This is a genomic window from Undibacterium sp. GW821-FHT07F11, assembly GCF_059418665.1.
Genome location: NZ_JBWKQH010000005.1, coordinates 39914 through 51056, shown reverse-complemented (window position 1 = coordinate 51056; position 11143 = coordinate 39914). Strand labels below are relative to the sequence as shown.

The 11143-nt window shown below is 52.7% G+C and carries 11 protein-coding genes; 2 read left to right on the top strand and 9 right to left on the bottom strand.

Annotation, left to right across the window (positions count from 1 at the left end):
- The first annotated feature begins 6 nt into the window (after positions 1 to 6).
- Both AC07OI_RS13605 and AC07OI_RS13600 read left to right on the top strand, forming a co-directional pair.
- On the top strand, positions 7 to 1041 hold the full coding sequence (locus tag AC07OI_RS13605) for a WD40/YVTN/BNR-like repeat-containing protein (RefSeq protein ID WP_495257617.1): 1035 nt from the start codon (positions 7 to 9) through the stop codon (positions 1039 to 1041).
- Positions 1042 to 1260: 219 nt separating this feature from the next.
- Complete coding sequence (locus AC07OI_RS13600; RefSeq protein ID WP_495257616.1) at positions 1261 to 1584, top strand: hypothetical protein; 324 nt, start codon at positions 1261 to 1263, stop codon at positions 1582 to 1584.
- Between the two features lie 113 nt (positions 1585 to 1697).
- Here the strand turns inward: AC07OI_RS13600 and pcp are convergent, their stop codons facing one another.
- The 9 genes from pcp to AC07OI_RS13555 form a co-directional block, all read right to left on the bottom strand.
- Complete coding sequence (gene pcp / locus AC07OI_RS13595; protein ID WP_492703204.1) at positions 1698 to 2348, bottom strand: pyroglutamyl-peptidase I; 651 nt, start codon at positions 2346 to 2348, stop codon at positions 1698 to 1700.
- A gap of 18 nt (positions 2349 to 2366) precedes the next feature.
- Positions 2367 to 3353 carry a DUF979 domain-containing protein gene (locus tag AC07OI_RS13590; protein ID WP_495257615.1) on the bottom strand — a complete coding sequence of 329 codons (987 nt, stop codon included), beginning with the start codon at positions 3351 to 3353 and terminating at the stop codon, positions 2367 to 2369.
- Positions 3350 to 4093: a DUF969 domain-containing protein gene (locus AC07OI_RS13585; protein WP_495257614.1), complete on the bottom strand. Its 744-nt coding sequence runs from the start codon at positions 4091 to 4093 to the stop codon at positions 3350 to 3352. The genes AC07OI_RS13590 and AC07OI_RS13585 overlap by 4 nt, the downstream gene beginning before the upstream one ends.
- Positions 4094 to 4236: 143 nt before the next feature.
- Positions 4237 to 5586: a CDP-diacylglycerol--serine O-phosphatidyltransferase gene (gene pssA / locus AC07OI_RS13580; protein ID WP_492703201.1), complete on the bottom strand. Its 1350-nt coding sequence runs from the start codon at positions 5584 to 5586 to the stop codon at positions 4237 to 4239.
- Between the two features lie 69 nt (positions 5587 to 5655).
- Entirely contained in the window at positions 5656 to 6678 is a 1023-nt protein-coding gene (locus AC07OI_RS13575) for a patatin-like phospholipase family protein (RefSeq protein WP_495257613.1), read from the bottom strand.
- Between the two features lie 299 nt (positions 6679 to 6977).
- Positions 6978 to 7598 (bottom strand): methyltransferase domain-containing protein, encoded by a 621-nt coding sequence (locus AC07OI_RS13570; protein ID WP_495257612.1) that lies wholly within the window; start codon positions 7596 to 7598, stop codon positions 6978 to 6980.
- Positions 7599 to 7621: 23 nt separating this feature from the next.
- On the bottom strand, positions 7622 to 9187 hold the full coding sequence (ubiB, locus tag AC07OI_RS13565) for a ubiquinone biosynthesis regulatory protein kinase UbiB (protein ID WP_492703196.1): 1566 nt from the start codon (positions 9185 to 9187) through the stop codon (positions 7622 to 7624).
- Positions 9184 to 9765, bottom strand: a complete 582-nt coding sequence (locus AC07OI_RS13560; protein WP_495257611.1) for a ubiquinone biosynthesis accessory factor UbiJ — start codon at positions 9763 to 9765, stop codon at positions 9184 to 9186. Before AC07OI_RS13560 ends, ubiB begins: the two co-directional genes overlap by 4 nt.
- A 430-nt stretch (positions 9766 to 10195) precedes the next feature.
- A complete protein-coding gene (locus tag AC07OI_RS13555) occupies positions 10196 to 11098 on the bottom strand; it encodes a Tim44 domain-containing protein (RefSeq protein ID WP_492703194.1) in 903 nt (300 codons plus the stop codon).
- Positions 11099 to 11143 lie beyond the last annotated feature (45 nt).

Sequence of the window (11143 nt, the reverse complement as noted above, 5' to 3'; positions counted from 1 at the left end):
CTCCTCATGAAACTTGCTCGTATCAGCGTTGCAATCCTGTTCAGTGTATTCAATGCTGCCTATGCTGCCGACGCCTGGGTGCCACAAACCAGTGGCACTGAGGTTGAATTACGTGGTCTGTCTGTCGTCAGCCCCAAGATCGCCTGGGCCAGTGGTGCCAAGGCCACGGTTTTGCGTACTGTCGATGGTGAACGCTGGCAGGTGATAGAGGTAGCAGGCGCAGAAGGCCTGGACTTCCGTGACATCCATGCCTTTGATGCCAGGCACGCGATTATCATGAGTGCCGGGCCGGGTGCCCTGTCGCGCCTGTATGAAACCCGGGATGGTGGTGCCAGCTGGCAATTGCTGAAAACCAATGACGCCAAGACCGGCTTCTGGGATGCGATCTCATTTTCTGACGCCAGACAGGGTATGCTGTTTGGCGACCCCGTCGAAGGCCAATTCCAGATCCTGGTGACGACAGATGGCGGCCTGAACTGGCAAGAAAACAAACACCCCGGTTTGACCGCACTACCCAATGAAGGCGCGTTTGCTGCCAGCGGCACCTGTGTTGCTACCTATGGCAACCAGCATGCCTGGATAGTCACTGGCGGTGCCAGTCAGGCACGTGCCTTTGCCAGTACAGATGGCGGCATCAGTTGGTCAGCGGCAATCCTGCCCCTGCCTGCAGCAGCGGCCAGCAAGGGCGCGTTCTCGGTCGCTTTCGTGGATGAAAAAAATGGCATGGCAGTAGGTGGCGATTACAAACTACCGCAGCTCAACAGCCTCAACGGTGTACGCACCGAAGACGGTGGCCAGACCTGGCAGCCAGCCCAGGTATTGCCGCAAGGCTTCATGTCTGTCATTACCACCGTGCCGGGTGCAGCAAAAACCTATGTCGCAGCAGGCCTGGCGGGTTCGGGTATCTCACATGACGCGGGCAAAACCTGGAAAGTACTGGATAAAACCCCGGTTAATACCGTGGCCTTTGCCAATGCCAAAAGCGGCTGGGCAGTCGGACCAAAAGGCTTGCTCATGAAATTTAATTATGTGTCAAAATAACACTCATCAATAAATATCAAAGTGTCCGGGGTGTCCGATGTGTCCGGCTGGGTGTGCAACAGCGGACAGTTTGCTGGCGACTTTGCAACAGATACCCGTACGCTGCAACTGGTGACATAGATATTGGTAGCAATTTTATACTCTGGCACGTTCTTTGCAATTAGCATTGCCAGACTGTCGTTCTGTAACAGCTGCGTTGTCGTAAAAAGGAATAAAAAAATGAAAACGAGACTGAACTTGCTGGTCAAACTGGGACTTGTCAGCTGCGCGCTGGGTACCATGCTGGTCGCCAGTGCCGCACCTTTGGCAGTATCCAATCTGGATGCCCAATTGATATCCTACTTCCGCCCCTACGCACCTGCGGCTGAAGTACTGGTCAAAAAAATGGAAAAAAACTTACCCACAGACAAGACTGACGCTACGGCCAAGTCCAAAAACAAGGCTGTCAATGACACGCAATTGTGCGTTGACAGTGAAGCCGACAAGCATCTGGAAGCCGAAGGTTTGCCGGGCAAACAGTCTGACATGCCGAAACTGCGCTAAGGTATCGCCGTTAGCATCAACTCCGGCATCATGATCTTCATTCAGCACCATGCTAAAAAACGCGACGCTGCAACGCAGTTGGAGCTTCGCGTAAGCACTCCTGCCTAATTTGCCTAATGTGTCGCCCCACCAGCGATACGCAAATCCTTGTCCGTTTTCAATACACTTTCCAGCACTTTCAAAATCGCTGTTTTCAGCATGTCCAGCGGCATGCTGGCAGCACCTGCATGGGCGACTGCCTGTTCCGGCAAATAGGGAATGTGAATGAAGCCTGCTCTTTGTATGCTATCCATCCTGGATGCCATATGCATGAGGCCGTAAAACACATGGTTGCAGACAAAGGTACCGGCAGTCTGTGATATCGATGCGGGTATACCGCTCAGGTGCAATTCCTGCGCTATTGCCTTGATCGGCAGGCTGGTGAAATAGGCAGCAGGGCCGCCGTCTATGACGGGCACGTCCACAGGTTGCACGCCGACATTGTCGGGTATGCGGGCATCATCGACATTAATGGCGATGCGTTCGAGGCTGATGTCGGCGCGGCCACCTGCCTGGCCCAAGCAAATCACGATGGCGGGCTTATGTTGTCTGAGTACTTCTTCCAGCATATGCAATGAATTTGTAAATTCGCAGGGCAGTCGGGTGCTGACGATCTGGTGATTGTCCCCAATGAGCAAGCCATCCAGCCTGCGCACCACTTCCCAGGAGGGATTGCTTTGCTCGCCGCCAAAGGGATCAAATCCCGTCAGTAAAATGCGTTTCATGCCAGCCTCCAGGCCCGCTCAGGGAAAGACAAAGAAATGTATCAACAGAATATTGCAGGTCAGCACCAGCAACGCTGTCGGTACCTGCACTTTAATCACTTGATACTTATCTTGCAACTCTAATAAGGCGGCGGGCACGATATTGAAGTTGGCCGCCATCGGTGTCATCAGGGTGCCGCAATAACCAGAGAACATGCCTATCGCCACCAGTGCGGCGGGGTTGGCATGGTGCTGGTTGATCAGGAATGGCAGGGCGATACCGGCAGTCATGACAGGGAAAGCCGCAAAAGCATTGCCCATTATCATTGTGAACAAGGCCATGCCAGTGCAGTACATGATAATGAGGGTCATGCGGTTGTCAGGGTTGATGAAGAGTTTGACGATGTCCTGTATTGATTGCCCGGTCTTTGCCGCGACAAACACACCACCCAGCATGGCCAGCATTTGTGGCAAGATCAGCGCCCAGCCTATCGCGTCCACCAGGCGTCGCGACTCACGTACGGCTTGCATAGGCGTGCCACGGGTGTACAGACAAGCCAGACCCAGCGCGCAGATACATGCTATGCATAGTGCAGTCAGAGTCAGGTTCTTTTGGTCCAGCAAAAACCAGCCACCAAATTGAAAGTCTTTGACCACGACGGTCAATATGACGGTAACGATGGGGATGGTCAGCGCCGGGATGAAGATACGGTTGCCGAGCTTGCTGGCAATGCGCAAGCGCGCTGGCCTGTCATGATCCATGTGCTTGCCCATTCCCAGCAAATTCGCTCCTGCCAGCGCAGCCATCAACAAGACTGTGATGCCAACAATACGGTAAGTCAACGGCTTGCCCAATGTTGCCAGCATGAGGTCACCAAACAAAAAGCTGAAGCCGAACAAGAACCAGAACAAGGCCGTGGTGATACGGCGCGGGTTACTGGCATCACGCAACGTCATGAAAGCCACCAGCATGACGATGATGCCAATGAGGTAAAGCACCAGATTGATACTGACCAGGCTGTTCATGCGTTCACCACCGCATTTGTCTGCTCTGTCTGACTGGCTTGATTACTCTTCTGCCAGGCCGCAATGTCTTTGGCAATACTTGCATCCAGTCGCGACAGGCGGAACAGGTGTATCAGCAAGGCACACAGCGCCGTTGGTATGCCCCAGATACCTATCGCCAGCGGCTCCACACCAGCGATGCCGTTTTCCTTGAGAAAGGCAGTCATCAACAGCACAGCACCAAAGGCGATGAAGATATCTTCCCCAAAGAACAGGGCGACATTGTCGCAGGCTGCGGCATGGGCAGCAATACGGTCGCGTATCGCAGGTGGCAGGTCACCATGCAAATTGTTGGCGGCACCTTCTGCCATCGGTGACAGCAAAGGCCGCACAGTTTGCGCCTGCCCGCCCAGGCTCAGCAAACCCATGGCGGCACTGGCTTCACGTACGACGAAATACAGCATCAGGATACGGCCAGTAGTTGCACTACGTATGCTCGCTACCCATTGCTGGGCACGTTCACGCAAGCCATAGTGTTCAAGCAAGCCTATGATGGGCAAGATCAATAATGAACTCGTGAGTTGCCTGCTATTGAGGAATTTTTCACCAAAGGTTTCCAGCAGACTCATGAAATCCATGCCGACGGCGAAGCCTGTGCCGAGTCCCGCGATGGTGACGACCAGCAAGGGGTTAAAGCGCAGGGCAAAGCCGATAACGACCAGGGGTATGCCTATCAGTGGCAGTAGTAATGCCAGGTTCATGCGGTCTCCTGTTTTGTTTTTTCTATAGTGCCTGGCCGAACATATGCTCCTGGTAAAAACCGCTAAGACCTCTCAACACAGAGACACTGAGATGTCACAGACGAGAACAATATAGCCCGGCGCAAACCTTGAAATAATTTTTTCTACAAAACCCTGTAAGCCAACCTGTCCAGCCGCGTACCACTAAGCCGCCCCAACAACTTGCGCACAGGATCAGGATAATCCGTATTCTTTTCCAGCTCACGGTAATGTGAAATGACAGTCGTTTTCTCCATGATGCTGCTCAACTCAACCTGTCTTTGCTGTTGCAATTGATGTTGCGGATCATGGATCAGCAAGGCGTTTTCCAGATCAAGGCGAAAGGCACGCGGGTTCAGGTTATTGCCTGTCATGAGCGCATAATCCTGGTCTATCCACATGCCTTTAAGGTGATAGGTATTGTCATCATCCTTCCACAGGCGCAATTGCAATTGCTGGCTGCTGATTTCTGCCTGATGGGATTTGGCAAAGCGGCGCAGATTGACTTCATACAGATAGGGCAAGGCCGCAATAACCTTGAAAGGTTCTGCTGGTGAGATAAAGAAATCATTGGCAGTCTTGTCGCCAACGATGATGCAGATACGCACGCCACGCTTCAGGGCGCGGTTGATTTCACGCGTGACAGCCAGCGGAAAATTAAAATAAGGCGTGCAGATGGTGATCTGTGTCTTGCCGGCGGCCAGCAGCTGGCAGATGACTTTATTCAAAGGATTGTTTTTACCCACGCCCACCAGCGGCGTCACGCTCAGGCCATGCCTGTCATGCTCTTGCTCGGTCACATTGCAGTCATAGCGGGCACTTTTCAACCGGCTTCTGAATTGCTTGATTTCACGCCGTATGCTGCGGGTTGCGGGTATCTGCGGCATGTCCAGCCTGTGCACGGCAGCGGCTGACAGCAAGTGCTCGCGGATGAATTGCACCATGCTGTTGGCCAGCACTTTATTGTGTATCAACAGGTAGCGGTCATGGCGGTATTTGTCTTGCTTATGCAGGTAGACATTGTTCAGACTGGCACCGCTGTAGATGACTTCATCATCAATGACAAAGCCTTTCAAATGCAGCACGCCAAACAATTCACGCGTCTGTACTGGTATGCCATACAGGGGCACGGTATAGGCATTGGCCTTGCTGATCTCTTGATACCAGGCTGCATTGCCACCGCTTTTTGCCGCACCAATCAAACCTCTTTGTGCCCGGTGCCAGTCCACCATGACGGCAATATCGAGTTCGGGGCGGGCGGCTTTGGCGTCATATAAGGCCTGCAGGACTTCTGCGCCAGCTTCATCATTTTGCAGATACAGGCTGCACAAATAAATCCTGTGCCTGGCAGCTGCAATTTTTGCCAGCAAGGTCGTGCGGTAGTCTGCTGCGCTAAGCAGCGTCTGGACGGCATCTGCCTGTAGCGGAATGCCGTTTAAATGCGTAAGGTCGGAAGCGGACTTGAAGAGGCGCATGTCTGTCTATAAATGTCTAAGGATGCCAGTGAAAACCTGATGATGGTAACACTAGTGTCAAAAACATCGCTAGCGAAATAGATGTGCCATCCTGAAGCTGGATGCGTGACCCACTTGCTCAAAATGCTGATCCAGCCAGACTTGCGCACGGGCACGCCCCTCTGCATGCAGGCTCTGCAAAAAAGTGGCCTGCGCATTCATCTTGCTGTGGCTACTTAACTGACTCATCAGTTCAGGTGCGGCAATGACATGCAGATTCAACTTGCGCAAGCGACGTTCCAGCCTTCCCCAGGTCAGCCAGCCACGGTCAGCTTCGCGCTTGGCCAGCAACAGGCCCTGCAATTCAGTATGAAAGGTGGAACTGAAACCCATCTCGGTCAGACGGTGCCAGATTTCATTGGCTGAAGCAGGCACTTGCGTCCTGGGCAAGGCATGCAGCAAGATGGCGATAATGTCGCGGGCAGCACATTTATGCACCAGCGGGAATAAAGGAGGATTCGCGGTCAAACCGCCATCCCAGTATGCCTCACCATCGATCTCGACAGCCCTGTGTATCATAGGCAAGCAGGCAGAAGCCAACAAGACATCCAGGCTCATCTGGCGGTTGCGGAACAGCTTCAATGTACCGGTACTGACTTGCGTAGTAGCAACAAAAAGTTCTATTCCCGGTTGCTCACGTAATCGTTGGAAATCTATCTGCGCCGTCAGGATATCGCGCAAGGGATTGATGTCAAAAGGATTGAGCTGGCTCGGTGAAAAGAAACGTGTCCAGGAAAACAAATGCTTCATTGCTGCAGGTAATTCTGATTGCGCAGCGATATCAGCCGTCAACGCATGCTCATCAACAGGCTGGCTGAAGGGAGAATTGCTGGCGACGCTATTCCAGAAATTTTTCAGCGCCTGCCGGGCACCATCTGCCCCACCCTCAAGGCAGCCGTGTGCCAATGCCACCGCGTTCATGGCACCCGCACTGGAACCGCTGATTGCCTCTATGCTGACACGACCATCTTCGAGCAGGCGATCCAGTACGCCCCAAGTCAGTGCGCCATGCGAACCACCGCCTTGCAATGCCAGTGTGACTGTTTTGTTCATTCTGTTCCCTTTCAAGAGGCGTAGGCCATGAGGGAGAGTGAAGCACGGAGGTGACCGGCTTATGACGTGGTCAGTGTGAAGGAGTAGCAAGCAAGGGGTGTGCCTGTGAGAGATCGCTGTTGGGCCAGGCCTAATTAACGTCGTAGGTTGGGCTACGTTTCACCAGCCCAACACTGGGCGAGTAAATAACATAGACGTTTTTTTAAGGTCATTCACCAACCAACACTCGGCGTTTAAATAAGATATACGTTTGCAGAGGCACAGTGTTGGGCTGGTAAACCGTAGCCCAACCTACAAGCCTACAACCGCCGCCAAACCTGCCACCGCTCCTTACCCGCAAACACGGGGATGGAGTCACTGACAGCGCGCTCTTCGAGCAAGACAAAATACGGCAACATCAATTCACGAAATGCGGCGCTGTGTATGGTAAACGGCGGCCCTTTGAGCGATGCATCTGGCGCGTCATCAAAGAAAAAATACCCGGCCAGCAAAGCACTTGCTGGCAACAATGCCGCCCAGCGTTTGACGATATCTGCCCGCATCGCAGGAGGCAGTGCGCAAAAGAAGGCACGCTCATAAATCAGGTCCAGCGGCTGTTCTGGTGTGTAGGCAAAAAAATCTGCCTCAATGACATGCTTGCCCCATTCACCTATCGCAGCCTGCGCGCTGCGCACGGCAGCAGGCGAAAAATCGATAGCCACAACTGGCCAGCCTGCCTGTGCCATAAAAGCGGCTTCATAGCCATTGCCGCAACCGGGGATGAGCGTATTCAATGCTTGCGGCGCAGCCTGCGACATTGCGTGCATAAAGGCTTGCAATTCCGTCGGGACATTACCCTTATCCCAAGGTGTGAAGTTTCTCTCAAAACGCTCGTCCCAGAATTGCGGATTGCGTGGATCACGGTTCAGGAAGTCAGCCATGCCAGTGTTTCAAATTATATGCGTCAGACTTTAAAATAAAAATGCAGCAGCAATTGCGCCACCACGACACCAGAGAACAAGCCTGCACCAAAATACACGATAGTGCGCAACAAGCGGTTGGTGCGTCTTTGCTCTGACAACAGCGCCATCAGCATGTCATCGCTTTGTCTGGGCTCGGCTGCTCGCGTCAAAGCCTGGTGCGCAAGGCGTGGCAATTGTGGGAAGATATGACTGTAGCGTGGTGCTTCGTCCTTGAGTTTGTCCAGCAGACCGCGCCAGCCTACCTGTTCGCTCATCCAGCGTTCCAGATAAGGTTTGGCGGTTTTCCACAAATCCAGATCTGGGTCTAGCTGACGGCCCAGGCCTTCGATATTCAACAAGGTTTTTTGCAGCAGCACCAGTTGTGGCTGCACCTCCACATTAAAGCGGCGAGAAGTCTGGAACAGGCGCAGCAAGACCTGGCCAAAAGAAATGTCTTTCAAAGGGCGGTCAAAGATGGGTTCACAACAGGCGCGCACTGCCGCCTCAAGTTCATCGACGCGCGTCTCTTTAGGTGCCCAGCCCGATTCTATATGCGCCTCAGCCACGCGCTTGTAGTCGCGCTGGAAGAAAGCCAGAAAGTTTTGCGACAGATAATCCTTGTCGAAGTCGTTCAGGGTACCGACGATACCAAAATCCAGGGCAATATAACGGCCTAGCGTCGCTGGCGCGGTTGATACCAGGATATTACCGGGGTGCATATCAGCATGGAAAAAGCCATCGCGAAACACCTGGGTAAAAAAGATGGTCACGCCATCGCGTGACAGCTTTTGCAAATCAACTCCGGCTTCGCGCAATTTATCCAATTGCGAAATCGGTATGCCCTGCATGCGTTCCATGACGATGACCGAGGACGAGCAATAATCCCAATACATCTCTGGCACCAGCAGCAAATCCGAATCTGCAAAATTGCGGCGCAACTGGCTGCCATTGGCAGCTTCGCGCATGAGGTCAAGTTCATCATGCAGATACTTGTCAAACTCGGCCACGACTTCTTTGGCTTTGAGGCGTTTGCCGTCTGCCCACAAGGCTTCCAGCCAGCCTGCGGCAATTTGCATGAGGGCCACGTCATCATCAATAGCTTCTTTCATGCCAGGACGCAGCACCTTGACGGCGACTTCGCGGCCATCTTTCAATGTAGCGAAATGCACCTGGGCAATAGAAGCAGAAGCGACGGGCACACGCTCAAAACTGGCAAACAACTGGTCAGGATGCGAGCCCAGGGACTTTTTGATTTGGGCTATCGCCAGATCAGGGTCGAATGAGGGGACGCGGTCTTGCAGGTGTGCCAGTTCATCGGCAATGTCTGGCGGCATGAGGTCGCGCCGGGTTGATAATACCTGGCCAAACTTGACGAAGATGGGCCCCAGTTCTTCCAGCGCCTTGCGCAGGCGCTCACCACGTGGAGCAGAGATATCACGCCAGAATATGACAGTATCAATCAGGCGCGCAGTGCGTGGCACGGACAGACCTGAAATTGCGATTTCATCGATGCCATACTTGATGGCGATACGCATGATTTTCGCCAGTCTGAGAAACTTCAATATCATCCGCGCATCCTTTCCAGTTTTTCGATGCGCTTGATAAGACGCTCGACATCATCCCGCGTCTTGTTGACTTCGGTACTAAAGCCCTGCACGGCCTGGGGTCTGACCAGCATGGGATTTTCTTCTAAAAAATATTCTGCCAGATTTTCCTGGATTTTTTGATGGGTTTCCAGCACTGTCTGGTGCAGAGCTTTTGCAAAGCCAACCATGCGCACTGCAGCCACGTCACCAAACAGCTTGCTCAAGTCCTCTTCAGCTTCCCAGCGCAGATTCTGGCTGAGATTGGAAATGGTATTAGCGAAATCTGCATCCCCTTCTATCTTCACATAAGAAAAAGCGCGCTCACGGTTTTGCGCTATCAATGGCAAATCACTGAGTTTGACGTAGATCGTGACTTGCGCCAGTTCGTCGGCCGTTGCGCCTTCCAGCAAGCCATCTGGCGCAACTTTGAGGCGCAACTGCATGGTTTGCAAATCTATGCAGGCAATTTTGCCAGCATGTGACAAGAGCTTGTTTTTAGCCCAGCTCTCTTGTGCCAGCAGATGATTGATAAAAGTTACGAAGGGTACGATGGGAATCATGTTCAAATCAGGGCAATTGCAAACCATCTGGTCAACTCAGAAATGGCAACCAGATATATCGTGCAAAAATCGTGCAAATAAAAAAACCGCCCAGCATTTTGCGGGGCGGCTTCCAGTTTAACAGCTTATCGCAATAGACATACCTGCGACGTATCAAACTTTAAGGACTTTAGTGAACTGTAATAGTGAAAAGCGAAGTGCCTGCCATGCACGCGCCGACCATGGCTGCGTTGCAAATACTCGCGATAGCCCCGCTATCGATGTGTTTTGCGCCTTGCCCTGGTTCGCCGGGCGCATGTCCTTCACTTCCGCTTTCACTATTACAATCCACTAGCAAAATTGTTCCAGCAAGGCGCAGCGACGACGACAGTACATTAGTACGGCTAGGCGCTGCAACGCCGCTGGAGCGGTTTTGCGTGAGTCCTTTTAATTACATTTGTTGAATACCTGCCAGTACCCAACCACCCTGACCATTGACCGGTTTGGACAAATTCCAGACTTCGTTGAAAGCTTCTGCTGGCGCATTTGCTGCTTCCTTGATCATGCCAGTAAACTTGATGCTGGCCAGATAATCAGCGCCTACGGTTTCCACACCCAGCAAATCTGCATTCAGGGTCACAACATCAGTGACATTGGAAGTTGCGCCACGTTCCTGAATTTGCAATTTCAGTTCAGCATACATTTCTGCTGAAGTGAATTCGCGCAAATCATTGACGTCGGCTTTGTCCCATGCTGCTTGCAAGCGGATGAAATAACTTTTTGCATTGCGCAGGAAACCTGGCACATCAAAGTCAGCCGGAATAGTCCAGTTGGCAGTGGTGTCAGCATTGTTGCCTGTAGAAACCGGCGCATTGTTCTGGAAAGCCATAGGTTGCGGTGTCACTGGTGGTACGCCAGCAAAGGCTGGCTGATTAAAGCCGGGAGCCATGCCACCTTCCTGCCCATTTTTGCGACGGAACAGGCGGATCACAAAGAAAATTGCGAAGCCGATCAGGGCAAAAGTCAGCAAACTACCCAACATGCTGGCAGCTGCACCACCCAGTCCCAGATGGGACAAGGCTGCACCCAGCAAGGCGCCACCGATCAAACCACCGGCAATACCCTTCCATGGGATACCTGGTTTAGGCGGTGCCACTGCAGGTGCACCGGCAGCAGGTGCCGCAGCTGGTTTGGCAGCATTAGCTGGTGACGGCGGCGTAGCCTGGCGCGACACATTATTGGACTGACGACCTATAGAGCCGCCGCCGCCAAGACGCTTGGCTTCTGCGTCAGAAACAGTCATTGCCATCGTACTTGCTACGACCAGCATGGCGATCAGAAATTTTTTCATCATTCGACTCCTGTTTGTTTCAAGGTTTTATTACTTCAGACTTCTTAC

Bases quoted from the DNA above. Each gene is read 5' to 3' on its own strand.
- AC07OI_RS13590 (WP_495257615.1), bottom strand. From the start codon at position 3,353: ATGAACAGCCTGGTCAGTATCAATCTGGTGCTTTACCTCATTGGCATC.
- AC07OI_RS13570 (WP_495257612.1), bottom strand. From the start codon at position 7,598: ATGGCTGACTTCCTGAACCGTGATCCACGCAATCCGCAATTCTGGGAC.
- AC07OI_RS13555 (WP_492703194.1), bottom strand. From the start codon at position 11,098: ATGATGAAAAAATTTCTGATCGCCATGCTGGTCGTAGCAAGTACGATG.
- pssA (WP_492703201.1), bottom strand. From the start codon at position 5,586: ATGCGCCTCTTCAAGTCCGCTTCCGACCTTACGCATTTAAACGGCATT.
- AC07OI_RS13560 (WP_495257611.1), bottom strand. From the start codon at position 9,765: ATGATTCCCATCGTACCCTTCGTAACTTTTATCAATCATCTGCTGGCA.
- pcp (WP_492703204.1), bottom strand. From the start codon at position 2,348: ATGAAACGCATTTTACTGACGGGATTTGATCCCTTTGGCGGCGAGCAA.
- AC07OI_RS13600 (WP_495257616.1), top strand. From the start codon at position 1,261: ATGAAAACGAGACTGAACTTGCTGGTCAAACTGGGACTTGTCAGCTGC.
- AC07OI_RS13585 (WP_495257614.1), bottom strand. From the start codon at position 4,093: ATGAACCTGGCATTACTACTGCCACTGATAGGCATACCCCTGGTCGTT.
- AC07OI_RS13575 (WP_495257613.1), bottom strand. From the start codon at position 6,678: ATGAACAAAACAGTCACACTGGCATTGCAAGGCGGTGGTTCGCATGGC.
- AC07OI_RS13605 (WP_495257617.1), top strand. From the start codon at position 7: ATGAAACTTGCTCGTATCAGCGTTGCAATCCTGTTCAGTGTATTCAAT.
- ubiB (WP_492703196.1), bottom strand. From the start codon at position 9,187: ATGATATTGAAGTTTCTCAGACTGGCGAAAATCATGCGTATCGCCATC.